The organism is Pseudomonas sp. Mb7 (assembly GCF_054790525.1).
The window spans coordinates 399,076-422,474 of record NZ_CP186501.1 but is presented as its reverse complement, the minus strand read 5'-3'; the positions used below and the strand labels follow the sequence as shown (position 1 = coordinate 422,474).

Annotated in this window: 22 protein-coding genes; 6 read left to right on the top strand and 16 right to left on the bottom strand. The window is 58.8% G+C overall.

The window, feature by feature from the left end; translation table 11 throughout:
• Positions 1 to 204: 204 nt before the first annotated feature.
• Both ACOYXH_RS01865 and ACOYXH_RS01860 read left to right on the top strand, forming a co-directional pair.
• Positions 205 to 1,689, top strand: a complete 1,485-nt coding sequence (locus ACOYXH_RS01865; RefSeq protein WP_460410217.1) for an APC family permease — start codon at positions 205 to 207, stop codon at positions 1,687 to 1,689.
• A 598-nt stretch (positions 1,690 to 2,287) separates the two neighbouring features.
• Positions 2,288 to 2,794 (top strand): BRO-N domain-containing protein, encoded by a 507-nt coding sequence (locus tag ACOYXH_RS01860; protein WP_095050355.1) that lies wholly within the window; start codon positions 2,288 to 2,290, stop codon positions 2,792 to 2,794.
• A 49-nt stretch (positions 2,795 to 2,843) separates the two neighbouring features.
• On the opposite strand, the gene ACOYXH_RS01855 is transcribed toward ACOYXH_RS01860, so the two are convergent.
• Positions 2,844 to 3,029 (bottom strand): hypothetical protein, encoded by a 186-nt coding sequence (locus tag ACOYXH_RS01855; RefSeq protein WP_007908956.1) that lies wholly within the window; start codon positions 3,027 to 3,029, stop codon positions 2,844 to 2,846.
• 392 nt (positions 3,030 to 3,421) lie between these two features.
• Here ACOYXH_RS01855 and ACOYXH_RS01850 point away from each other — a divergent pair, with 392 nt between their 5' ends.
• Entirely contained in the window at positions 3,422 to 5,050 is a 1,629-nt protein-coding gene (locus ACOYXH_RS01850; protein WP_320413943.1) for a glucan biosynthesis protein D, read from the top strand.
• A 202-nt stretch (positions 5,051 to 5,252) separates the two neighbouring features.
• On the opposite strand, the gene ACOYXH_RS01845 is transcribed toward ACOYXH_RS01850, so the two are convergent.
• From ACOYXH_RS01845 to ACOYXH_RS01835, 3 genes are all read right to left on the bottom strand, one after another.
• Entirely contained in the window at positions 5,253 to 6,359 is a 1,107-nt protein-coding gene (locus ACOYXH_RS01845; RefSeq protein WP_095119340.1) for an NADH:flavin oxidoreductase/NADH oxidase, read from the bottom strand.
• Between the two features lie 291 nt (positions 6,360 to 6,650).
• Positions 6,651 to 8,360, bottom strand: coding sequence for a single-stranded-DNA-specific exonuclease RecJ (recJ, locus tag ACOYXH_RS01840; protein ID WP_220558099.1), 1,710 nt, complete (start codon positions 8,358 to 8,360; stop codon positions 6,651 to 6,653).
• Positions 8,361 to 8,415: 55 nt separating this feature from the next.
• Positions 8,416 to 8,958 carry a YaeQ family protein gene (locus ACOYXH_RS01835; protein ID WP_007908961.1) on the bottom strand — a complete coding sequence of 181 codons (543 nt, stop codon included), beginning with the start codon at positions 8,956 to 8,958 and terminating at the stop codon, positions 8,416 to 8,418.
• A 146-nt stretch (positions 8,959 to 9,104) separates the two neighbouring features.
• Between ACOYXH_RS01835 and ACOYXH_RS01830 the strand changes: the two genes are divergently transcribed.
• Entirely contained in the window at positions 9,105 to 10,304 is a 1,200-nt protein-coding gene (locus tag ACOYXH_RS01830) for a CaiB/BaiF CoA transferase family protein (RefSeq protein WP_095050351.1), read from the top strand.
• Positions 10,231 to 11,211, top strand: coding sequence for a TIGR02285 family protein (locus ACOYXH_RS01825; protein ID WP_460410853.1), 981 nt, complete (start codon positions 10,231 to 10,233; stop codon positions 11,209 to 11,211). The genes ACOYXH_RS01830 and ACOYXH_RS01825 overlap by 74 nt, the downstream gene beginning before the upstream one ends.
• A 176-nt stretch (positions 11,212 to 11,387) precedes the next feature.
• On the opposite strand, the gene ACOYXH_RS01820 is transcribed toward ACOYXH_RS01825, so the two are convergent.
• The 7 genes from ACOYXH_RS01820 to xerD form a co-directional block, all read right to left on the bottom strand.
• Positions 11,388 to 11,669 (bottom strand): DUF3509 domain-containing protein, encoded by a 282-nt coding sequence (locus tag ACOYXH_RS01820; protein WP_093436783.1) that lies wholly within the window; start codon positions 11,667 to 11,669, stop codon positions 11,388 to 11,390.
• Between the two features lie 164 nt (positions 11,670 to 11,833).
• Complete coding sequence (locus ACOYXH_RS01815; protein WP_095050349.1) at positions 11,834 to 12,241, bottom strand: response regulator; 408 nt, start codon at positions 12,239 to 12,241, stop codon at positions 11,834 to 11,836.
• 117 nt (positions 12,242 to 12,358) lie between these two features.
• Entirely contained in the window at positions 12,359 to 13,732 is a 1,374-nt protein-coding gene (locus ACOYXH_RS01810) for a transporter substrate-binding domain-containing protein (protein ID WP_095050348.1), read from the bottom strand.
• Between the two features lie 120 nt (positions 13,733 to 13,852).
• Positions 13,853 to 15,262 (bottom strand): threonine synthase, encoded by a 1,410-nt coding sequence (thrC, locus tag ACOYXH_RS01805; RefSeq protein ID WP_460410216.1) that lies wholly within the window; start codon positions 15,260 to 15,262, stop codon positions 13,853 to 13,855.
• A 66-nt stretch (positions 15,263 to 15,328) separates the two neighbouring features.
• Positions 15,329 to 16,633 (bottom strand): homoserine dehydrogenase, encoded by a 1,305-nt coding sequence (locus ACOYXH_RS01800; protein WP_095050347.1) that lies wholly within the window; start codon positions 16,631 to 16,633, stop codon positions 15,329 to 15,331.
• A 131-nt stretch (positions 16,634 to 16,764) separates the two neighbouring features.
• The gene (dsbC, locus tag ACOYXH_RS01795; protein ID WP_095050346.1) at positions 16,765 to 17,496 is read right to left on the bottom strand and encodes a bifunctional protein-disulfide isomerase/oxidoreductase DsbC; all 732 of its coding nucleotides are present in this window, start codon (positions 17,494 to 17,496) and stop codon (positions 16,765 to 16,767) included.
• A 242-nt stretch (positions 17,497 to 17,738) separates the two neighbouring features.
• Positions 17,739 to 18,635: a site-specific tyrosine recombinase XerD gene (xerD, locus tag ACOYXH_RS01790; protein ID WP_095126459.1), complete on the bottom strand. Its 897-nt coding sequence runs from the start codon at positions 18,633 to 18,635 to the stop codon at positions 17,739 to 17,741.
• Positions 18,636 to 18,742: 107 nt separating this feature from the next.
• Here xerD and ACOYXH_RS01785 point away from each other — a divergent pair, with 107 nt between their 5' ends.
• The gene (locus tag ACOYXH_RS01785; RefSeq protein WP_095050344.1) at positions 18,743 to 20,551 is read left to right on the top strand and encodes a cation:proton antiporter; all 1,809 of its coding nucleotides are present in this window, start codon (positions 18,743 to 18,745) and stop codon (positions 20,549 to 20,551) included.
• Positions 20,552 to 20,670: 119 nt separating this feature from the next.
• Here ACOYXH_RS01785 and ACOYXH_RS01780 read toward each other — a convergent pair whose 3' ends face one another.
• The 5 genes from ACOYXH_RS01780 to rpsP form a co-directional block, all read right to left on the bottom strand.
• Positions 20,671 to 21,084 (bottom strand): acyl-CoA thioesterase, encoded by a 414-nt coding sequence (locus ACOYXH_RS01780; protein WP_093436815.1) that lies wholly within the window; start codon positions 21,082 to 21,084, stop codon positions 20,671 to 20,673.
• A 91-nt stretch (positions 21,085 to 21,175) separates the two neighbouring features.
• Positions 21,176 to 21,526 (bottom strand): 50S ribosomal protein L19, encoded by a 351-nt coding sequence (gene rplS, locus ACOYXH_RS01775; protein WP_003175895.1) that lies wholly within the window; start codon positions 21,524 to 21,526, stop codon positions 21,176 to 21,178.
• A gap of 45 nt (positions 21,527 to 21,571) precedes the next feature.
• Complete coding sequence (trmD, locus tag ACOYXH_RS01770; RefSeq protein WP_008081628.1) at positions 21,572 to 22,324, bottom strand: tRNA (guanosine(37)-N1)-methyltransferase TrmD; 753 nt, start codon at positions 22,322 to 22,324, stop codon at positions 21,572 to 21,574.
• 2 nt (positions 22,325 to 22,326) lie between these two features.
• On the bottom strand, positions 22,327 to 22,863 hold the full coding sequence (rimM, locus tag ACOYXH_RS01765; RefSeq protein WP_093436819.1) for a ribosome maturation factor RimM: 537 nt from the start codon (positions 22,861 to 22,863) through the stop codon (positions 22,327 to 22,329).
• 5 nt (positions 22,864 to 22,868) lie between these two features.
• Entirely contained in the window at positions 22,869 to 23,120 is a 252-nt protein-coding gene (gene rpsP / locus ACOYXH_RS01760) for a 30S ribosomal protein S16 (RefSeq protein WP_016986371.1), read from the bottom strand.
• Positions 23,121 to 23,399 lie beyond the last annotated feature (279 nt).

Below are 23,399 nucleotides of genomic sequence, written 5' to 3'. Positions count from 1 at the left end.
AGGCTCGCTCCCACAGGGGTAAGTATTCCAAATGTGGGAGCGAGCCTGCTCGCGAAGGCGTCACCCCGGTATCAGGAAAGAAACCGGCACTACGCACCACCAGGATTCCACACCTAACAATAACTACCGAACCGGGCGGCGCCCACAAAGCCCCGCCACGGCCTCGGCCATCCGAAATCTGCCGATTTCACGGAGCAATCACACATGAGTTCCTCACCCGATCTCGCCGCAGCCATCGCCAACAGTGATGCCGAACAACTGCGCAAGCTGGGCTACACCTCGAACTTCAATCGCAGCATGAGCCTGTGGGAAAACTTCGCTTTGGGCTTCACTTATCTGTCACCGGTCGTAGGGGTTTATACCCTGTTCGGCCTATGCCTCGCCGCCGGCGGCCCACCGATGTTCTGGGCCTACTTGCTGGTCGGTTGCGGCCAATTGCTGGTGTGCCTGATCTTCGGCGAAGTGGTTTCGCAGTTCCCGATTTCCGGCGGGGTTTACCCTTGGGCACGCCGATTGGTCGGTAAAAAATGGGCGTGGATGGTCGGCTGGATCTACTCCATCGCCCTGTGCGTCACCATCGCCGCCGTTGCGGTCGGCGCTGGCCCGTACCTGGCCGCCATGCTCGGCTTTGAGCCAAGCAACAACACCAACATCGTCATCGCCCTGGTGCTGACCCTGTTCGCCACACTGGTCAACCTCAGCGGCACCAAAGTGCTGGCGCGCATCGCCATGTTCGGCTTTCTCTGCGAACTGGTTGGCGCAGTGATCGTCGGTGTTTACTTGCTGGTATTCGAACGCCATCAACCGCTGAGCGTGCTGTTCAACACCTTCGACATCAGCGTCGACGGTTCGTACCTGCCGGCCTTCCTCACCGCATCGCTGGCGGGGATGTTCCTCTACTACGGCTTCGAGGCCTGCGGCGACGTCGCCGAAGAAACCCCGAACCCGAGCGCAAAAATCCCGGTGGCCATGCGCATGACCATCTACATCGGCGGCATCGCGGCGATGTTCGCCTGCCTGGCGCTGATTCTCGCCGTGCCGGACATGCAAGCGGTGATCAACGGCACCGACAAAGACCCGGTCACCACCATCCTCAACAACGCCTTCGGCCCGGTCGGTTCGAAAGTGGTGATGGGCGTGGTAATGATTTCCTTCATCTCCTGCGTCATCAGCCTGCAAGCCGCGGCAAGCCGTCTGCTGTACTCCTACGCTCGCGATGAAATGGTCATCGGCAGCCGACTGCTGAAAAAGATTTCTCCTACCACCCAAGTACCGGTTGCAGCACTGTTCGTGTCCGGCGTCCTGCCGGCCCTGATCATCGCCCTCGGCTTCTTCCTGCAAGACGCCGTCGCCACCATCGTCAGCTTCGCCGCCATCGGCATCTACCTCGCGTTCCAGATGATCGTCCTAGCCGCGCTGTACGCCCGCAGCAAAGGCTGGAAACCCAGCGGCAAATTCACCCTTGGCGCATGGGGCTGGCCGGTGAACATCGGCGCGCTGGTGTACGGCGTTGGCGCAATCATCAACATGGCCTGGCCACGTACGCCGGATGCGGCGTGGTATGTGAACTATGCGATGGTGTTGAGCACAGCGATCGTGATTGGCTTGGGCTTGGTTTATATGTGGATTGGCAAGCCGTATGACCATGGCAAGGCGCCGGCTGGGGATGCTTGGAAGGTGAGTCGCTAAGAAGAATCACCCCGGAATCGAGATTTGATTCTGGGGTCTCCTCGAAGCACTGTCATCAATTCATCAGTACGCCATTTGATATCGGCTTTACCTCTAACAGCTTCGAAGCGATCCAGATCGATCACCTTTCTCTTTTTACCCTTCGCTTCGTCTTTGCTCACAGAATTGCTTCTCCCTTTTCCCGATTGCTAACTCATAAAGGAAAATCTTCGGTGCAGGGATGGTTTAGCAGCGTAATCTAAAAAAACAGGCATTTCCTACAGACACAGCCTGCCTGAAAAAGCCCCATTTCCTACGATGTGTGGCGAAAGGGTAGACTTGTCGCCGCAAGCGCCTGACCGATAGGCTTTATCCCGTCGCTGTTAATTCAGCGATCCGGGGTCGAAGCCGGAAACTGTCAAAACGGTGCTTGCATGCCCTCCATTGAACTGCGGCTTTTTCACAACTTCAGTTCTGCTTTATGGCGGGCCGTGTGGCGCGGGCCTTCCGGCTTTACCGTTTCGACAGGAAGTAACCCGACTTCGAACGCCACTCGGCTCGCCACCCAATTTTTCGAAGAATTGGTGGCGACTTTCCAACTCGAAACGGAAGTCACTACATGTCTACGCAAATCCAGAATCCACCTTCAACGCACTTCACCCCCACCGTCTTCACCCGCCACAACCGCTTCCTCCACGCCTTCATGCAAGACCACGAAGCCTGGTTCTGCGTGCAAGATCTCGGTCGCTTGATGGGTTACCCCCTGAACGAACGCCTCACCCTGAAACTCGATCCCGATCAGCGTCGCCATGTCCTTCTGCGTCGTGACGGCGAAATCATCGATTGCGCGATGGTCAGCGAGTCCGGCCTGTTCGCGCTGCTCGTCCATCACTTCGTTCCGGAAAACCGTCACCTGCGCCATTGGCTGAGCCATGAAGTCATTCCGATGCTGCGCGAAACCCATTCAAGCCCAGTGGAAAACCATCCGAGCCTGAGTTCGATGCATTGGGCTGGCGTCACCGTGCCGTTGCTGCACTGGCAACAGCAGGCGTGGGTCAAATGGCGGGATGTGCCGGAGTTGATGCACGGCCAGCGGCCGTATCCAGTATTGGGAACGTGTAGCTGATCCGAATAAAAAGGGGCGGACCTTTCAGTCCCCCCCTTTTTATTTCGACTCAAAACCGCGAAACACTCCGCATCGCATCCACCAGATACCTCATCGCAATCCGGTCATTCTCCGAAAGCTCCCGATAACGCTCCACCAGTTTCACTTCGTCAGAGCTGAGCCGACGCCTTTTGCGGCCGCTGCCGAGGCAGGGAAAGATGCCCAGCATGTCGGTGATACCTTGTATTTTTGCCATGGACGATGTCCTTCAATACTTCAAAGAATTGCTAAACCACCACATCGCCCTGCCCCTTACAGCAGCGCCGTGTGCCCTACCGGTCAGCACCGGTCATGCCCATAGAATAGAAATTAAATCGGCGCTGAAAAGCGGTTTTTAGAGTAATTAGTCGAAAAAAGCAGATATGCCGTGTAAATCAGAATGCCCTGTCAGATATTTAACCGACATGTCTTGTTTCATTGACACACTGGCGCGGTGAATCAACGAATTTTGCATTGCGAGCGAACCGTTTAAGCTAGCGGGCATCTGTTAATAGTCCGTTGCGTTTGGCCGAAGGCTTGTCCGAACCGTTATTTCTGATCCAGCACGTGCCAGGAACGGCGCGGGATTGCTCACGACAGGTTGTATTTATGCACCGCAGGAATTTGCTCAAAGCGTCCATGGCCATTGCGGCTTACACCGGTCTTTCGGCCACTGGCCTGCTGGCCACCCGCGCGTGGGCGGCCAATGGCGGCGCCGCCGATGGCGAGGCGCAGGCCTTCGACTTCGAAGCGCTGAAGCGCCAGGCCAAGCAACTCGCTGGCAGCGCCTATCAGGACACCAAACAGGTGCTGCCGCCAACCCTGGCGACCATGACCCCGCAGAACTTCAACGCGATCCGCTACGACGGCGAGCATTCGCTGTGGAAGGAAAACAAGGGCCAACTGGACGTACAGTTCTTCCACGTCGGCATGGGGTTCCGTCAGCCGGTGCGCATGTACAGCGTCGATGCCAAGACCCGTACCGCCCGCGAGGTGCATTTCCGCCCGGCGTTGTTCAACTATGAGAACACTTCGGTCGATACCCAACAGCTCAAGGGCGACCTCGGTTTTGCCGGATTCAAGCTGTTCAAGGCCCCGGAACTTGATCGTCACGACGTGTTGTCGTTCCTCGGCGCCAGCTATTTCCGTGCGGTAGATGCGACTGGCCAATATGGCCTCTCCGCGCGCGGCCTGGCGATCGACACGTACGCGAAAAAACGCGAAGAATTTCCTGACTTCACCAAGTTCTGGTTCGAGACACCGGACCAGAACGCCACACGTTTTGTGGTCTACGCACTGCTCGACTCGCCGAGCGCCACTGGCGCTTATCGTTTCGACATCGATTGCCAGGCCGAACGCGTGGTGATCGAAGTCGATGCGCACATCAATGCGCGCACGGCGATCGAGCAATTGGGCATCTCGCCGATGACCAGTATGTTCAGCTGCGGCACCCACGAACGCCGTATGTGCGACACCATTCACCCGCAAATCCACGACTCGGATCGCTTGGCGATGTGGCGCGGCAACGGCGAGTGGATCTGCCGTCCGCTGAACAACCCGGCGACCCTGCAGTTCAACGCGTTTGCGGACAAGGATCCGAAGGGTTTCGGGCTGGTGCAGACTGACCATGAGTTCGCCAACTATCAGGACACCGTCGACTGGTACAGCAAGCGCCCGAGCCTGTGGGTAGAACCGACCACCGCGTGGGGCGAAGGCTCGATCGATCTGCTGGAAATCCCTACCACCGGCGAGACTCTCGATAACATCGTCGCGTTCTGGACCCCGAAAAAACCGGTGGCTGCCGGGGATTCGCTGAACTATGGCTACAAGCTCTACTGGAGCGCATTGCCGCCAGTGGGTACACCGTTGGCACGGGTGCACGCGACCCGTTCCGGCATGGGCGGATTCACCGAAGGCTGGGCACCGGGCGAGCACTACCCGCCGGTGTGGGCGCGTCGTTTTGCCGTGGACTTCACTGGCGGTGGTCTGGATCGACTGCCGCAGGGCACCGGGATCGAGCCCGTGGTGACGTGCTCGAACGGCAAGGTGCAGGACTTCAGCGTCTTGGTGCTGGATGACATCAAGGGCTATCGGATTCTGTTTGACTGGTACCCGACCAATGACAGCGTGGAGCCGGTGGAGCTGCGGTTGTTTATTCGCACCAACGATCGCACGTTGAGCGAGACCTGGTTGTACCAGTATTTCCCGCCGGCGCCGGACAAGCGCAAATACCCTTGATGATTTGAGGCGCCTGCACGGGCCTCATCGCTGGCAAGCCAGCTCCCACAGTGTTTGGTGTTGATCACAATTTTTGTGTACGACGCCAAACCTGTGGGAGCTGGCTTGCCAGCGATGACGGCAGTATTTCAACAAAAGATCAGCAGACAAAACAAAGCCCCGACCATCACTGACCGGGGCTTTTTGCCTTACCGCTACCAACTCAATCGCGTAAATCAGACTCATGAATCGGCTGATCCCGATGAGTCGCGCGCTGATACTGCGCCGGCCACACCGCTTTGCGCCCACCGAGATCATCGTCGGCATGCAGTGGCCAGTAAGGGTCACGCAACAGCTCCCGAGCGAGGAAAATGATGTCAGCCTGACAGGTGCGCAGAATATGCTCGGCCTGCGCCGGTTCGGTAATCATTCCCACGGTGCCGGTGGCGATGCCTGACTCCTTGCGCACACGTTCGGCGAAACGCGTCTGATAACCCGGCCCAACCGGAATTTCCGCGTTGGCCGCCGTCCCGCCCGACGACACATCGATCAGATCCGCGCCGAGGGTGTGCAGACGTCGCGCCAGTTCCACGGTTTCATCCGGGTTCCAGCCGTCTTCCACCCAGTCAGTGGCCGACACGCGAACAAACACCGGTAACTCCTCCGGCCAGACCGCCCTTACCGCTTCAGTCACCTGCAACACCAGACGAATGCGGTTTTCAAACGAACCACCGTACTGATCCCGGCGCTGATTACTCAGCGGCGAAAGAAACTGATGCAGCAGATAACCATGCGCCGCGTGTACCTCGACCACGCTGAAACCCGCCTTCAGCGCGCGTTTGGCGGCGTCGACAAACGCCTGAATGACGTCGGCGATCTGCCCTTCATCCAGCTGTTTCGGTTGCGTGTGCTGCGGATCGAAAGCAATCGGCGACGGGCCGACCGGTGTCCAGCCGCCATCATCGGGTTTGACACTGCCATGCTTGCCGATCCACGGCCGATGAGTGCTGGCCTTGCGCCCGGCGTGGGCCAGTTGAATGCCGGCAACCGCGCCTTGGGACGTGATGAAGCGGGTAATGCGTTGCAGCGGTTCGATCTGTTCATCGTTCCACAGGCCAAGGTCTTCGGCGGTGATCCGCCCGTCGGCCGTGACCGCCGTGGCTTCGGTAAATACCAGACCCGCGCCACCTACCGCGCGACTGCCGAGGTGTACCAGATGCCAGTCGTTAGCGAGGCCGTCGACACTGGAGTATTGGCACATCGGTGACACCGCGATGCGGTTGGGCAGGGTCAGTTGGCGCAGGGTGAAGGGTTCAAGCAGCAGACTCATGGGGCACCTCTCAAATCAGTGGGCAGGCTCCAGGGTTCTGTTTGAATAGTCGACGAGTGACAGGAAAAAGATGCAGCACCCGCCCCCGCGGGCAAAAAAATCGACAAGACGTCACAAGGCCAATCAAGCAGTGCTTAGAGCCTAGTCGACAACCGGGGATGAGGGAGGGTTCAGAGTGATTCAGTGTGTGAAAGGACACTTTCGCGAGCAGGTCGAATCGTCGTATCGGCGCTCCCACATTTGGAACGCATTCCAATGTAGGAGCTGCCGCAGCCTGCGATCTTTTGATCTTCAGCGCGGTTCGATGTGGGCAATCATCAACTGAACAGTCTCGTTACCCCGAAACTCGTTAACGTCGAGCTTATAAGCCAGTTCAACCCACTGAATCGTCGGGTTCGGCCAGATATCGCGGTCAACGCCAAAGGCAATACCATCCAGCTTCACCGAGCCACATTCGCTCTTCAGCACCACTTTCAGGTGCCGTTCGCCGACCACTCGTTGTTCGACCAACTGGAACACGCCATGAAACAGCGGCTCCGGGAAGTGCTGCCCCCAAGGCCCGGCATGGCGCAAGGCGCGGGCCAGTTCGAGGTGGAATTCTTCAACCGCCAGCGTGCCATCGGTCAGCATGCGCCCGGTCAGGTCTTCTTCGCGAAGTTGCCTACGCACCTCAGCGTCAAAGGCCTCGGCGAAAAGCGGAAAATTCTCCTGCGGCAGGGTCAGACCAGCGGCCATTGCGTGGCCACCATACTTGGCGATCAGGTTTGGATGCTGCGCCGCCACCACGCTCAACGCGTCACGAATGTGGAAGCCCTGTACCGAACGGCCCGAGCCTTTTAGCAAACCATCTCCCGCATCGGCGAAAGCAATGGTCGGACGGAAATAGCGCTCTTTCATCCGCGACGCGAGAATCCCGATTACACCCTGGTGCCACTCCGGGTCGAACAGGCACAGACCAAACGGCATCGATTCGACCGGCAAGTCCTTGAGCTGCGCCAGCGCCTCGCGCTGCATGCCTTGTTCGATAGATTTGCGATCTTGGTTCATGCCGTCCAGTTGCGCGGCCATTTCCCGGGCCAGGTTGGCGTCGGCAGTGAGCAGGCATTCGATGCCCAGGCTCATGTCATCCAGACGCCCGGCCGCGTTCAGGCGTGGGCCAACGATAAACCCGAGATCGGTGGAGGTAATGCGTGCAGCATCTCGTTTGGCCACTTCAAGGATCGCTTTGATCCCCGGCCGTGCGCGTCCGGCGCGAATCCGCTCGAGGCCCTGATGCACCAGAATCCGATTGTTGGCGTCCAGCGGCACCACGTCGGCGACGCTGCCCAACGCCACCAGGTCAAGCAGTTCGCCGATGTTCGGCTGAGGCTTGTTCTCGTACCAGCCAAGGCTGCGCAGGCGCGCGCGCAACGCCATCAACACATAGAAAATCACCCCGACGCCGGCGAGCGCCTTGCTCGGGAATTCGCATCCGGGCTGGTTCGGGTTGACCAGCGCATCGGCCAGCGGCAGTTCATCGCCGGGCAAGTGGTGGTCGGTGATCAGTACTTTGAGGCCAGCCTTTTTGGCTGCGGCCACGCCTTCGACGCTGGAGATGCCGTTGTCGACGGTGATCAGCAATTGCGGCTCGCGGGTCAGTGCGACCTCGACGATTTCCGGGGTCAGGCCGTAGCCATATTCGAAGCGGTTCGGCACCAGATAGTCGACATGCGCCGCACCGAGCAAGCGCAAACCGAGCATGCCGACAGTGCTGGCGGTCGCCCCGTCCGCGTCGAAGTCGCCGACGATGAGGATGCGCTGGCGTTGCTCCAGCGCCGTCACCAGCAGGTCTACCGCCGCATTGATGCCCTTGAGTTGCTGAAACGGGATCAACCGCGCCAGGCTCTTGTCCAGCTCCGCCTCGGACTGCACGCCCCGCGCCGCGTACAAGCGGGTCAGCAAGGGTGGCAGATCACCGAGAAACGGCAGAGTGGCAGGCAGTTGACGAGGTTCGATACGCATGGGGTGACAGAGACTTCTCTTGATTACGTGGGATTATTGCGGTGGTGACGCGGGATCAGCCGCGCTCACCTTGCAGCCATTGCAACTGGACTTCGTGCTGACCCCGGTCGTCAGTGACGAAGATCGTCCCTTCGCTGATCATCACGTCCCACTTGATAACGCGGGGCATGTCCTTGGCCAGGGTTTCCAGCACTTCTTGCGGGACCGCTGCGATGTTGACGTTCTTCAGGTTTTTGATCGCCGGGATCACTTTGGTTTCCCAGACACGCAGGCTGCCGTAGGCCAGCAGGCTGGTGCGCTCAGTGCGACGCGAGCACCAGGTCAGGCGATCAGCGTCAGGCTGGCCAACTTCGATCCAGTGCAGAACACGGTCGTCCAGGCTCTTTTCCCACAGTGCAGGTTCATCCACGTCTGACAGACCGCGACCAAACGACAACTGCTCGTTGTACCAGAGGGCGTAGGCCAGCAGTCGCACGGTCATACGCTCTTCGGTTTCCGAAGGGTGACGGGCGATGGTCTGCTTGACGCTCTCGTAGACACTGCGGTCGAGGTCGGTGAGGTTCAGTTCAAATTTGTAGGTAGTGGACGGCTGGGCCATGAACGGGCTTCTTGATACGAGGAAAGTCGGCAAGTCTAACCGATGCGGTAGGCAATCATCGAATTGATGGCGATCAAGCTGCGGCGTCTGACAGCCGGCTATGTTAAAACGCTGTATCTGCTTAGCCTTGTCCTACAGGATTCAGTATGCCGTTCGCCAACAAACCGCTCAGCGGTGTGAAAGTCATTGAATTGGGTACATTGATTGCCGGGCCGTTTGCCTCGCGCATTTGCGGCGAGTTCGGTGCCGAAGTGATCAAGATCGAATCGCCCGACGGCGGGGATCCACTGCGCAAGTGGCGAAAACTGTATGAAGGCACGTCGCTGTGGTGGTTCGTCCAGGCGCGCAATAAAAAGTCGCTGACGCTGAACCTCAAACACCCTGACGGCTTGGCGATCCTGAAAAAACTGCTCAGTGAAGCCGACATCCTCATCGAGAACTTCCGCCCCGGTGTCCTGGAAAAACTGGGCCTGGGTTGGGAAACCCTGCACGCCTTGAACCCGAAACTGGTGATGGTGCGCCTGTCCGGTTTTGGCCAGACCGGGCCGATGAAGGATCAGCCCGGCTTCGGTGCGGTGGGTGAGTCCATGGGCGGCTTGCGCTACATCACCGGTTTCGAGGACCGTCCACCGGTGCGCACCGGAATTTCCATCGGCGATTCGATTGCCGCGCTATGGGGCGTGATCGGCGCGCTAATGGCGCTGCGTCATCGCGAAGTCAATGGTGGCACAGGCCAGGTTGTCGATGTCGCGTTGTACGAAGCGATTTTCGCGATGATGGAAAGCATGGTGCCGGAGTTCGACGTGTTCGGTTTTATCCGCGAGCGCACCGGCAACATCATGCCCGGCATCACGCCCTCCTCTATCCACACCAGTGCCGATGGCAAACACGTGCAGATCGGCGCCAATGGTGACGCGATCTTCAAACGCTTCATGCTGATCATCGGCCGTGAAGACCTGGCCAATGACCCTACGCTGGCCAGCAACGACGGGCGCGACAATCGTCGCGACGAGTTGTACGGCGTGATTGATCGCTGGGTCAATTCGTTGCCGCTGCAAACCGTGCTCGACCTGCTCAATCAGGCCGATGTACCGGCCAGCCGGATCTTCAGCGCCGAGGACATGTTCAGCGATCCGCAGTACCTGGCCCGAGAGATGTTCCTGCAGGCCAAGCTGCCCGGCGGCAAAGATTTCAAGATGCCGGGCATCGTGCCGAAACTCTCAGAGACACCCGGCAGTTCGGAATGGGTCGGACCGCAATTGGGTGAACACAATGCGCAGGTACTTCACGATCTTGGCTACGACGAGAGACAGATCGCCAAGCTGCGCGAAGACGGAGCCATTTAAGCTGAAACGCCGGCAGACATCGCACGCCAACCACGCCCATCAATGGTGGACGTGGCGGCTGTTCGGCTTGTTGTTTCTACTCATGTTGTCGAACGGCGCGCAGGCGAAACCGACGCTGATCTGGTTACTGCGCGACCTGCCGCCACTGACCATTTTCGAAGGCCCGAAAAAAGGCCAGGGTGTCATTGATCACCTCATGCCGATGCTGATTGCCGGCATGCCGCAATACGAACACAAGTTGATACGAGTCAATCGAGCCCGAGGCATCCAGATGCTTCACGAAGCCTCCTTCACCTGCGACCCGTCGCTGATCTGGAGCAAGGAGCGCGCGCAATGGATCGCGTACTCCATCCCGGCCTTCCGCGCCGTCAGTAATGGGCTGGTGGTGCGTCAGAAAGATCGCGAAGTGTTGGCACCGTTTCTCGTGAAAGGTGAAATCGATCTGGCATCGCTTCTAGCCAATGGCCAAGAGAAAATCGGGGTCGTGGCGGAACGCAGTTACGGTGAAATAGTCGATGACTTGCTGCGTCAGGCCCCCAAGGACGCCCTGACGCCTCATTACGGCAACGAGGCCCTGAACAATCTGCTGCTGATGCAGCGCCTGGGACGATTACAGGTGGTGCTGGGCTATTGGCCAGAAATTCGTTATCAGGCTCATCTGGCGCAAATCGCCGAAGACGAGTTGCTGTTCTATCCGATCCGCGGCACCGGTAAATACCTGTCGGGCTACATCGGCTGCTCCGACACACACCAGGGCCGTCAGGCAATCAGCGAAATAAACCAACTGCTGCGCACCCTTCCCCACGATCAACTGAACCAGTTGTACGCCGACTGGCTGGACCCCGCGATGCGAAGCGACTACCTCGAACAGGCCCGATCGTTCTTCGAGCAACAAGCGGCGCCATGAGCAAATCGCAGACAAAAGAAACCCCGAGAAGTGGGGAGACGACTCGGGGTTAAACGTGGCCTACATAAAGACCCGTAGCAGCAAGCGACAAGCACCGGAGCACAATGCTTGATCCTGCTGTTACCGGCTCTGACTGACAGGGATGCAGGAAGGTTCCCACAAAAAATATTTCATCTTTACAGCGCCGCACGTTTATCCAGCGCGGCGTTGCGCAATGCCGCGATTACACAGGGTTCCAGCCTTCCCTCCGCAATCAGAACGTCGCGGTGCAAGCCGTCAACGACATCGGTCAACTGGCGCTTGTCGGTCAGTTGCGCCTGATTGAATTCGCGTTCCACCACAATGGCGCCGTGACTGTTCTTCAAGGTCACCAGGCATTCGCCATGGGAACCGTTTGGAGACAACGAAACCTGATACGGGCTCAGAGCCTCACCGAGCAATAGACTGATACTTTCCATCTCGATCTCCACTCAATAGTCCGAAAACTGTGTGCCTGGGGCGTGTTCACAATAAATGACCACCGGCCCGAGAAGAAAGTTCTGCATACCGATCGCTCCGCTCCTGGAGTCACCGGTCTGTCAGAGCATGCACGGCGAAGATGACAGAAAAATAACCGTCCCCGTCAAACCTGGAGAGTTGGCGAAGCGGCGCTCAGGTAACTGTCGAGCAAACCGCGCATCAGCACCGCAGACACCGGGGTTTGCAGGCGCCCCAGCAGCCGCAGGCGGTGTTCACACAGCAAAGGCTCTAGATCGTTCAGCAGGCTTGGTGCGACCGTCCCCAGCAGGATCAACGCACGCGCATCATGCCGTGTCGCCAGATGATGAATCAGCGCCAAGCCATCGCCACCCTTGAGTTGCGGATCGCAAATGGCGATGTCGACCGCGCCGCGATGGCCCAGCGAAGACAGCGCAGAGCCCAGCGACGGCGCCGTCAGCACGTCATAGATGCCAATGGCATTGAGCATTTGATGCAATGCCATCAGCTGGAACGGATTGGGTTCAAGTATCAGGACTTTAAGCGAGCGCATAAGCGACCTCTGGAGGCGACAATCGCGGACTCTCACCGCAGTTGTTGTCACTCTAGGGCAGCCGTCCTAAGCCTCCCATCGGAAAAGTAGTCGTGTCTTATAGGACATTTCCCATCTTCATTGCAGACATCGACACCCGCTCTCTGTACGACGCTGGGTGATGTCCGTCCAGCCCCCCAAAAGCCCACGCAGTTTGCCGTCGGCGCTGTAGAACGGCACTGTCCACTGATAGACCTCGCGGTGACCACTCTTGAATTGCAATCGGCGCTTGCTGAAGCGCGACTTGCGGGTACGCAACTGCACCAGGAACTCGTCGTGCAGCATCAGCGCCGTAGCCTGCGGCAGCGCGTCAACCTCGATCAGCAACTTCCCGAGCACCTGATCCAATCGAATCGACAAGGCCTCCTCATAGCTGCGATTGCACATGATCAGCCGCCCTTGCAGGTCACGGACAAACACCGGGTCGGGCATGGAGTCGATCAACGCGTGCTGAAACGCCAGTTGATCGCCCAGATCCTTTTCCGCCGCGCGACGCAGTTTGATCACGGCCGTCAGTCGCCGATTCCATATCAGGAAAAGCAGGCCAAACACGCCGAGTCCGCCCATGCCCCAGCAACCCCATTCGAGCATCTGCTGCCAGACCGACGGCACGGGCACCGGAGCAACACCCTCCAGCCATTTCAGGCGGATCGCCCGTAATTCCGCCGCAGGAAAAGCCTCAAGGGCCTTGTTGAGAATACTCAAGAGCACTGGCATGCCCTTGCGCACGGCCAGGTTATCCGCTTCCCATTTGCCTTCGACCAGACCGCCCACCTTGAGCAACCCCAAAGGATACAGCTGAGCGCCGATTTCGTTCTCGATGGTGGCGTAAGCTTCACCGCTCTCGACCAGTGCCCGCGCCTCGGCGTAGGTCTTGACCGAGCGAATCTCGATCGAAGGGAAGTCACGCCGGATCATGTCTTCCAGCGCATGCCGGGCCGGCAGCACCAACACCCGTTTACTCAACTGCTCAAAAGCCTCCAGCCGGGGCGCGTCAGCGCGGCCGACAAACACCCAGCCCGCACCACCAAATGCGTGGCTGTAATCCAGAAACGCCTTGCGCTCCTCGCTCATGGCCAGGGTCGTACTGATATCCGCCGATCCGCTTTCCAGACGTTCAAGCATGTGATCGGTGGAAAACGACTCCTGATGCACAAACCGCAACCCGGTCATCGCCGTCACGCGCTTGAGTACATCATTATTCAAGCCGCTCCACTGCCCGTGCTCATCCTGGAACAGATACAACGGGTACTGCAACGACGTCACCTTCACCTCCGGGTTGTCTTGAATCCACTGACGCTCGTGCGCAGCCAGTTCGATGGGCTGGACCCTGGAAGTCGCGGCATCGTCTTGCAGCGCCAGTTGCGCCGCCTCGCTGCTGCGCATCAAAGCCAGTAATCCGAACAAGAACAGCCCACTCAGTGCCGGTTTCAAACCTCTATAAAACAGCATTGCCACTTCCTTCGTGATCGACTCACCCGTCCTTCGTGGGTGAAAACCCGAACAGTGTGGCAGCAGAAACAAAAAAGCCCGTCAGGAGACGGGCTTCAAAATGTGACAGCTTTTACCGGCTTAAAGCGGCTTGCCTCGGTTGCCATGCTGACTGACAAAGGCTTGCACGGCTTTCAGCTCGTTTGGCAAAACGGTGCAACGCTCGTTTCGCTCAAACAAATCAGAAAGATGTGCAGGTAGCTCGAGCGCTTTTCCTACACCGGCTTTCTCTACCGCATCCGGGAATTTCACCGGATGTGCGGTGCCGAGAATCACCATCGGGATATCGAGGCTACGACGGCATTCGCGCGCGGCCTTGACGCCGATCGCGGTATGCGGATCCAGCACTTCACCGGTCTGCTCGTAAACTTCGGCGATGGTTTCGCAGGTTTGCGCGTCGTCCACGGCCAGCGAGTCGAACAGTTTGCGGGCTTCGGTCCAGCGCTCCTGCTCGACGCTGAAACCACCACCCTGCTTGAACGTGGCCATCAGACCGGCGATGGCCGCGCCGTTGCGACCGTGCAGGTCGAACAGCAGGCGTTCGAAGTTCGACGAGACCATGATGTCCATCGACGGCGACAGCGTGGCGTGCAGGGTTTCCTTGACGTACTGATTGCCGCTCATGAAGCGGTGCAGGATGTCGTTGCGGTTGGTGGCGACGATCAACTGGTTGATCGGCAGGCCCATGTTGCGCGCCAGGTAACCGGCGAAGATGTCGCCAAAGTTGCCGGTTGGCACCGAGAACGACACCGAACGCGCCGGACCGCCCAACTGCAGGGCCGCGTGGAAGTAGTAGACGATCTGGGCCATGATCCGCGCCCAGTTGATCGAGTTCACCGCCACCAGACGCGTGCCTTTGAGGAAGCTCTGGTCGGCGAAGCTCGCCTTGACCATTTCCTGGCAGTCATCGAAGTTGCCTTCGATGGCGATGTTGTGGATGTTCTCGCCGAAAATCGTGGTCATCTGGCGACGCTGCACTTCGGACACACGGTTATGCGGGTGCAGAATGAAGATGTCGACGTTTTCGCAGTGCTTGCAGCCTTCGATGGCCGCCGAGCCGGTGTCACCCGAGGTGGCGCCGACGATGACCACGCGCTCACCGCGTTTTTCCAGCACGTAGTCGAGCAGACGACCGAGCAGTTGCAGAGCGAAGTCCTTGAACGCCAAAGTCGGGCCGTGGAACAACTCCAGCACCCATTCGTTGCCGTTCAACTGACGCAGCGGCGCCACGGCGCTGTGCGAGAACACACCGTAGGTTTCTTCAAGGATTTTTTTGAAATCGGCATCCGGAATGCTGCCGGTAACGAACGGACGCATCACCCGGAAGGCCAGCTCGTGATACGGCAGGCCGGTCCACGAAGCGATTTCTTCCTGAGTGAAACGTGGCAGGTTTTCCGGAACGTACAGACCGCCGTCGGTGGCGAGACCGGCCAGCAGGACGTCTTCGAAATTCAGGGCCGGTGCCTGGCCGCGGGTACTGATGTAACGCATGACTGACTCCAATGGAGGGTGTTCACGACACCCGCCCCGTGCACGGGACGGGTGCAGGACAACGACTTAGTTCAGGTGCTCGACGCGGATCCGTACAACCGGACCATTCACACCGGCCAGGGCTTCGAGGGCGGCGATCGCATCGTTGATACGTTGCTCGACCACGCGGTGGGTCAGCAGGATCATCGGCACCAGACCGTCGTGCTCTTCAACTTCCTTCTGCATGATCGACTCGATGTTGATGCCGCGCTCCGAGAGGATGCTCGCCACCTGAGCCAGTACACCCGGATGGTCCTTGGCCTGGATGCGCAGGTAGTAGGCGCTTTCGCAGGCTTCGATCGGCAGGATCGGATGGGCCGACAGCGAATCCGGCTGGAAGGCCAGGTGCGGTACGCGGTTTTCCGGGTCGGAAGTCATGGCGCGAACCACGTCAACCAGGTCGGCAATTACCGAAGAGGCGGTTGGCTCCATGCCGGCGCCAGCGCCGTAGAACAGCGTCGAACCAGCCGCATCACCGTTGACCATTACTGCGTTCATCACGCCGTTGACGTTGGCGATCAGGCGATCGGCCGGGATCAGCGTCGGGTGCACGCGCAACTCGATGCCGGCAGCGGTGCTGCGAGCGACACCGAGGTGCTTGATGCGGTAGCCCAGCGCTTCGGCGTAGTTGACGTCGGCGGTGGTCAGTTTGGTGATGCCTTCGGTGTAAGCCTTGTCGAATTGCAGCGGAATGCCGAACGCGATGGAGGCCAGAATCGTCAGTTTGTGCGCGGCGTCGATGCCTTCAACGTCGAAGGTCGGATCGACTTCGGCGTAACCCAGTGCCTGGGCTTCGGCCAGCACGTCTTCGAAGGTACGGCCCTTCTCGCGCATTTCGGTGAGGATGAAGTTACCGGTGCCGTTGATGATCCCGGCCACCCAATTGATGCGGTTGGCGGACAGGCCTTCACGGATCGCCTTGATCACCGGAATGCCACCGGCCACGGCCGCTTCAAACGCCACGATCACGCCTTTCTCGCGAGCCTTGGCGAAAATTTCATTACCGTGAACGGCAATCAGAGCCTTGTTCGCGGTGACCACATGCTTGCCATTCTCGATGGCCTTGAGTACCAGCTCGCGGGCAACGGTGTAGCCGCCCATCAGCTCTATGACGATGTCGATCTCAGGGTTCGTGGCCACTTCGAAGACATCGTTGGTAATCGCAATACCGGTCGTCTGGAACTGAGGCTTTGGCGTGCGCATGGCAATTTGTGCCACTTCGATTCCACGCCCGGCACGACGAGCAATTTCCTCGGCGTTGCGCTGAAGTACGTTGAAGGTACCGCCACCGACGGTCCCTAACCCACAGATGCCTACTTTGACCGGATTCACTGTGAACTCCCCATAAAACGGCCGACACGGGGTCGGCCGGAAAACAACCGCGTGCTCGCGGCTCTCTATTAATGGCCCGGCGATGCTGCTGCCGGACCATGATCGTCACGGCTGACCGTGACGATGCGAATTTACTTCGCGCCCAGCGCCAGTTTGGCGACTTGTGGCGCAGGCTGGTAGCCCGGAATCACTTGTCCGTCAGCCAAAACGATGGCCGGTGTACCGTTCACGCCGATCGACTGACCGAGGGCAAACTGTTTGGAAACCGGGTTTTCGCACTTGGCGGCCTTGATTTCCTTGCCATCGACCATTTTGTCCATGGCGGCTTTCTTGTCTTTCGAGCACCACACGGCTTGCAGTTGCTCGTCACCCGGCGAGTTCAGACCCTGGCGCGGGAACGCAACGTAACGCACTTCGATGCCGCGCTTGTTCAGCTCCGGCACTTCCGCGTGCAGCTTGTGGCAGTACGGGCAGGTGGTGTCGGTGAACACGGTGATGTGCGATTTGGTTTCGCCCACAGCTGGGTAGACCACGGTTTCGGCCACCGGTATGGCATTGATCAGTTTGGAGATGCCCAGGCGTTCGGTCTTCTCGGTCAGGTTGACCGGTTTGCCGTCCTTGAGCTGGAACAGGTAACCCTGAACGATGTACTGGCCATCGGCGCTGGCGTAGAGCACGCGGCTGCCCTTGAGCTTGACTTCGTACATACCCGGCAACGGGCTGGCGCTGATGCTTTCTACCGGAACCTCGAGTTCGAGTTTTTCCAGGCTTTGACGAATGGCTTTGTCGGCCGCGTCATCGGCGACGGCAAAGGTGCTGACCAACGCAATAGCTGCGGCGGCGAAAATCTGGGTCAGACGCATGAGAACTCCTGAAGGCGGACAAATGGAACGATCAGAACGCCCGTGCCGGAACACCGGGTCATAACCGTCCATCGTGCAAACCGGCAAAGCCTAACACATAAGGTCACGGTGGCCGAATGCGCCTGTCGCCACTCATCACCCCCGCCTTATGTAGGAGCTGCCGAAGGCTGCGATCTTTTGATTCTGTTTTTAAGATCAAAAGATCGCAGCCTTCGGCAGCTCCTACAGGGGGAGGTATGTAGTCAGCCGCGCGGGTGGTGTTTGGCGTGCAGATCCTGCAGGCGCGCGCGGGCGACGTGGGTGTAGATCTGCGTCGTGGAAAGGTCGCTGTGGCCGAGCAACATCTGCACCACGCGCAAATCCGCGCCATGGTTGAGCAAGTGCGTGGCAAACGCATGGCGCAAGGTGTGCGGCGACAGCGACTTGCCGATCCCGGCGACCTTGGCCTGATGCTTGATCCGGTGCCAAAAGGTCTGGCGGGTCATCTGCTCGCCGCGCTGACTGGGGAACAGCACATCGCTGGGCCGGCCACCGAGCAATTCGCCGCGACCGTCACGCATGTAGCGCTCGACCCAGACGATCGCCTCTTCGCCCATGGGCACCAGCCGTTCCTTGCTGCCCTTGCCCATCACCCGCAACACACCTTGACGCAGGTTGACCTGTTCCAGCGTCAGGCTGACCAGTTCTGTCACGCGTAAACCGCAGGCGTACAACACCTCAAGCATGGCGCGGTCACGCTGGCCGATCGCTTCGCTCAAATCCGGGGCCTTCAACAGCGCTTCCACATCGGCTTCTGAGAGCGACTTGGGCAGAGGCCTACCGAGTTGCGGCATGTCGACGCGCAATGTCGGGTCGACGCTGATCATCTTTTCCCGCAGCAAATAGCGATAAAAGCCACGCACCCCGGAAAGAAATCTGGCAGTGGAGCGCGGTTTGTAGTTCTGCTCCAGACGCCAGGCCAAGTGATCAAGGATCAGCTCACGACCGGCATTGATCAGTTCCAGGTTTTTCTCCTGCAACCAGCCATTGAACAGCGCCAGATCACTGCGATAAGCGCCACGGGTGTTATCGGACAGGCCTTTCTCCAGCCATAAAGCGTCGAGGAATTGATCAATCAGTGGATGGTCGATGGCAGGCATGGGCGCTCAAGTCACACAGCCTCAAGACTGTGCGCAAATGTAGAGTGAACTGTAGGAATGGGCGCTAGTCTTTCATAGCCCGCTAATTCAAGGAACAGGGAGCATCAATGAACGAGCAGCAAATTCTCTTGGCATTTGGCGGGATCGGCGCGGCCGCGCTGGGTTGCCAATGGCTGGCCTGGCGCCTGAAGCTGCCGGCGATTCTGTTTCTGTTGTTGACGGGGATTCTGGTCGGCCCGGTGCTGGGCTGGCTCGATCCACAGGAGATGTTCGGGCCGCTGCTGATGCCGCTGGTGTCGCTGGCCGTCGCGCTGATTCTGTTTGAGGGCAGCTTGACCCTGCACCTGTCGGAGTGGAAGGAGATCGGCAGCGTCGTTCATCGTCTGGTGACCATTGGCGCGATCTCGACCTGGATCGTCATCGCGGTCGCCACGCATTTTCTGCTCGGCTTCGACTGGATGCTGGCCATCCTGTTCGGCAGCCTGACACTGGTCACCGGCCCGACCGTCATCGTGCCGATGCTGCGCGTGGTGCGGCCGAAAGCCTCGATCGCCAACATTCTGCGCTGGGAGGGCATTGTCATCGACCCGATCGGCGCCCTCCTCGCCGTGGTGGTTTACAGCTTCATCATTGCCAGCGCCGAAGGGCACGGCCTCAAGCAGAGTCTGTTCACCTTTGGCGGGGTGATTCTCTGCGGCGCGGTGTTCGGCATTGTCGGTGGCTGGCTGCTTGGCACCGTGATCCGCCGGCAATGGCTGCCGGAGTATCTGCATAACCTCGCCTCGCTGGCAGCGGTGCTGGGGATTTTCATTGCCGCCAACGAAGTGATGCATGAATCCGGCCTGCTGGCGGTAACGCTGATGGGCATGTGGCTGGCGAACATGAAAGGTGTGGATGTACGGCACATCCTGCACTTCAAGGAAAACCTCAGCGTGCTGCTGATTTCCGGGTTGTTCATCTTGCTGGCGGCGCGACTGGACTTGTACGCCTTGATCGGTTTGGGGCCGCTGGTGCTGATTCTACTGTTGGTGATTCAACTGATCGCTCGACCGCTGAACGTGCTGCTCAGCACGGCCGGTTCCAGCCTGAGCTGGCGTGAGCGCGCGTTGCTGTGCTGGATTGCGCCGCGCGGGATCGTTGCAGCGGCGGTGTCGGCGATTTTCGCGATTCGCCTGCACGAGGCCGGGCACGAGGGAGCATTGCTGCTGGTGCCGCTGACGTTTGCGGTGATCATCGGCACTGTGGTCCTGCAAAGTGCGACTGCGCGGCCACTGGCACGACTGCTCAAAGTTGCGGAGCCAGCGCCGAGTGGCTTCCTGATCGTCGGTGCCAACGGCCCGGCGCGGGAGCTGGGCAAGTCGCTGCAGCAACTCGGCAGTCGCGTGCTGCTGACCGACTCGAGCTGGGAAAACATTCGTGCGGCACGCATGGAGGGTTTGCCGACCTACTTCGGCAACCCGGCTTCGCAACATGCCGATGCGCATCTGGATCTGGTCGGACTTGGGCATTTGCTCGCGCTGTCGCCGTCGGGTGAACTCAATACCTTGGCGGCGATGCGCTTTCGGCATGATTTCGGCCATCAGCGCCTGTTCGGTCTGGCCAGCGGCCATGAAAGCCGCCGCAGTGACAAGCACCGCGCCAGCCTTGAACATCGTGGCAATCAGTTGGGCAGCGAGGCGTTTACTTACGCGAAACTCGCCAGCCAGATGGGCCAGGGTGCGGAGTTATACAGCACGACGCTGACGGATGGTTTTGGCTGGGAGGATTACCGGGCGCTGCATGGTAATCGTGCGACCTTGCTGTTCATGCGCGATGACAGCGGGTGGGTGCATGTGGTGACGCCGGAGACTGCTGTGAAACCAGGATCCGGGTGGACGCTGCTGGCGTTGATTCAGCCTGAGGCCAGCGGCGCCTGAGCTGACGCCTTCGCGAGCAGGCTCGCTCCCACAGGTTCTGTGCCGGACACAAATGTTGTGTTCACCCCCGATCACTGTGGGAGCGAGCCTGCTCGCGAATGGCGCGACTCGGTATCAGATCAAGCCGCAAAACCCGGCAGCACCGGCACTGGCCGCTTGTCATCATCAATAGCAACAAAGCTGAACTGCCCATGAATCGCCTTCTCGCGGCCATCGCAGCTCATGCTTTCGACGAACACTTCCACCTCGACCTTGAGGCTGGTGTTGCCGACCTTGATCACCTTCCCCACCAACTCAACGATCGAGCCCGCTGGGATCGCGTGGTTGAAGTCGATACGGTCAGTCGACACGGTCACCAGCGGCAAGCGGCAGAAACGCGTGGCGGTGATGAAGGACACTTCATCCATCCATGCCAGCGCTGTGCCGCCGAACAAGGTGTTGTGGTGGTTGGTGGTCGGCGGGAAGACGGCTTTGGTTACGCGAGTTACCGAGAGTTCGGTACGGCGCTGGATTTCCTGGTCGCGGGGAGTCATGGTTCTGGCCTGAAACGAAGGTACGGTGAATAAATTGCAGGCAACAAAAAAGCAGCCCGTAGGCTGCTTTTTTCTGCATCGGAAGCTGGACTTAAGCCAGTTTTTCCTTGATGCGAGCTGCTTTACCCGACAGGTCGCGCAGGTAGTACAGCTTGGCTTTACGTACGTCACCGCGACGTTTAACAGCCATGCTGTCGATCTGCGGGGAGTAGGTCTGGAAAGTACGTTCTACGCCAACACCGTTGGAGATTTTACGAACGGTGAACGCACTGTTCACGCCGCGGTTACGCTTGGCGATTACAACGCCTTCGAACGCTTGCAGACGGGAACGATCGCCTTCCTTCACTTTCACCTGAACGACAATAGTGTCGCCTGGGGCGAAGGTAGGGATTTCTTTGGTCATCTGCTCTGCTTCGAGTGCAAGGATGATTTTGTTGGTCATGCTGTGCTCCTAAGGTAAATCGTTCGATCTACCATCGATACGTTGTTAACTATCGTCCCGCTCGCGGATGTATTCCTCGAGCAGCTTCTTCTCTTCTCCAGAAAGCGAGCGGCTTTCCAGAAGATCGGCGCGTCGTTCAAAGGTCCTACCAAGGGACTGCTGTAAACGCCAACGCCGGATATGCGCGTGATTGCCACTCAGCAACACGTCGGGAACACGCTGATCCGCATACACCTCAGGTCGGGTGTAGTGCGGGCAATCCAGCAGACCATCCGTAAAGGAATCTTCCTCAGCGGAATCCGCATGCCCTAAAGCTCCAGGCAGCAGTCGTGTAACCGCATCGATCAGGACCATGGCCGGCAGCTCGCCGCCAGACAGTACATAGTCGCCAATCGACCACTCTTCATCGACATGAGCCTCAATAAAGCGCTCGTCAATGCCTTCATAGCGGCCGGCAATCAGGATCAATGCATCCGATTGTGCCAGCTCGCGTACCGCCGACTGAGTCAGTTGACGGCCTTGGGGGGACAGGTAAATCACCTTCGCCGCCTCCCCGGCTGCTGCCTTGGCCTGAACCAGAGCATCTTCCAGGGGCTTGATCTTCATCACCATGCCCGGACCACCGCCAAACGGGCGATCGTCCACAGTGTGATGCCGATCCGTCGTGTAATCTCGCGGATTCCAACAGGTCAGCTGCAAGAGCCCCTGTTTGACCGCACGACTGGTGATGCCGTAGTCGCCGATGGCGGAAAACATCTCGGGAAACAAACTGATCACTTCTACGCGCAAATTAGCCACGTTTAGAAGTCCGCGTCCCAATCCACCTTCATCTCGCCCGCGGCCAGGTCGACAGCCAACACACATTGCTCCGTATAGGGCAACAGGCGTTCGCGATCATCCAGGCTGCCAGCGCAAGGCTTGACGACCATTACATCATTGGCGCCGGTTTCCAGAAGATGATCGATTTTCCCGAGCAATTGCCCAAGGGTGTCGATGACCTTCAGACCTTCCAGCTGGTACCAGTAGTACTCGCCTTCGGTCAATTCAGCGAACAGATTGCGCGGCACGCAGATCTCATAACCGGCCAGAAGACGAGCTTCTTCACGATCATCAAGACCCTTGAGCTTTGCGACCAGGAACTTATCGTTCCCGCGTCCACTGACCAGCTCGACCTGTTTCACATTGCCTTCGCGCTTGAGCGTCCAGGTTTTGTACTGCAACAGGTTTTCAGTCGGATCAGTAAAGGAATAAACCTTCACTTCGCCGCGAACGCCATGAACAGAATAAATTTTGCCAATAACGATCAAATCATCGGCAACAGCAGGCGTCGCGTTCATATTGCTCAGGCCGCAGCCTTGGCAGATTCCTTCAACAACTGAGCAACGCGCTCAGAAGGTTGTGCACCAACGCTCAGCCAGTAGGCTACGCGCTCTTGGTTCACGGACAGACGGGTTTCCTGACCACGTGCAACAGGGTTGAAGAAACCAACCTGTTCTTTGTGGGAGCCGTCACGCGGGTTACGCGAGTCGGTTACGGTCAGGTGGTAAAACGGGCGCTTTTTGGAGCCGCCAAGGGCAAGACGGATTGTTAGCATGTGAACATCGTTCCTGTAGTCGGTGCTGCAAATCTAAATGCACAGCGGGCATGGGTGCCCGAAAGGCCGCATATTCTAAGGAATATCCGGACTTTTGCAAATGACTTTTTCCGGCGCCTATGGCATGCCGTGCAGATCTGCATATAGAGCCGTCGATGAAAACGGCCAGTCAGCTCCCGCCGAGTGCGGGTTTGCTGTTGATCCCGCATCCTTGCGGGGCCTGCGCCGGTGCGACGACCGGCGAGATTCCAGTATCCCGTCTCACCCATTTCACTCACT

Coding starts and splice junctions, on each gene's coding strand:
- ACOYXH_RS01865 (WP_460410217.1), top strand. CDS start 205: ATGAGTTCCTCACCCGATCTCGCCGCAGCCATCGCCAACAGTGATGCC.
- ACOYXH_RS01860 (WP_095050355.1), top strand. CDS start 2,288: ATGTCTACGCAAATCCAGAATCCACCTTCAACGCACTTCACCCCCACC.
- ACOYXH_RS01855 (WP_007908956.1), bottom strand. CDS start 3,029: ATGGCAAAAATACAAGGTATCACCGACATGCTGGGCATCTTTCCCTGC.
- ACOYXH_RS01850 (WP_320413943.1), top strand. CDS start 3,422: ATGCACCGCAGGAATTTGCTCAAAGCGTCCATGGCCATTGCGGCTTAC.
- ACOYXH_RS01845 (WP_095119340.1), bottom strand. CDS start 6,359: ATGAGTCTGCTGCTTGAACCCTTCACCCTGCGCCAACTGACCCTGCCC.
- recJ (WP_220558099.1), bottom strand. CDS start 8,360: ATGCGTATCGAACCTCGTCAACTGCCTGCCACTCTGCCGTTTCTCGGT.
- ACOYXH_RS01835 (WP_007908961.1), bottom strand. CDS start 8,958: ATGGCCCAGCCGTCCACTACCTACAAATTTGAACTGAACCTCACCGAC.
- ACOYXH_RS01830 (WP_095050351.1), top strand. CDS start 9,105: ATGCCGTTCGCCAACAAACCGCTCAGCGGTGTGAAAGTCATTGAATTG.
- ACOYXH_RS01825 (WP_460410853.1), top strand. CDS start 10,231: ATGCGCAGGTACTTCACGATCTTGGCTACGACGAGAGACAGATCGCCA.
- ACOYXH_RS01820 (WP_093436783.1), bottom strand. CDS start 11,669: ATGGAAAGTATCAGTCTATTGCTCGGTGAGGCTCTGAGCCCGTATCAG.
- ACOYXH_RS01815 (WP_095050349.1), bottom strand. CDS start 12,241: ATGCGCTCGCTTAAAGTCCTGATACTTGAACCCAATCCGTTCCAGCTG.
- ACOYXH_RS01810 (WP_095050348.1), bottom strand. CDS start 13,732: ATGCTGTTTTATAGAGGTTTGAAACCGGCACTGAGTGGGCTGTTCTTG.
- thrC (WP_460410216.1), bottom strand. CDS start 15,262: ATGCGTTACATCAGTACCCGCGGCCAGGCACCGGCCCTGAATTTCGAA.
- dsbC (WP_095050346.1), bottom strand. CDS start 17,496: ATGCGTCTGACCCAGATTTTCGCCGCCGCAGCTATTGCGTTGGTCAGC.
- xerD (WP_095126459.1), bottom strand. CDS start 18,635: ATGCCTGCCATCGACCATCCACTGATTGATCAATTCCTCGACGCTTTA.
- ACOYXH_RS01785 (WP_095050344.1), top strand. CDS start 18,743: ATGAACGAGCAGCAAATTCTCTTGGCATTTGGCGGGATCGGCGCGGCC.
- ACOYXH_RS01780 (WP_093436815.1), bottom strand. CDS start 21,084: ATGACTCCCCGCGACCAGGAAATCCAGCGCCGTACCGAACTCTCGGTA.
- rplS (WP_003175895.1), bottom strand. CDS start 21,526: ATGACCAACAAAATCATCCTTGCACTCGAAGCAGAGCAGATGACCAAA.
- rimM (WP_093436819.1), bottom strand. CDS start 22,863: ATGAACGCGACGCCTGCTGTTGCCGATGATTTGATCGTTATTGGCAAA.
- rpsP (WP_016986371.1), bottom strand. CDS start 23,120: ATGCTAACAATCCGTCTTGCCCTTGGCGGCTCCAAAAAGCGCCCGTTT.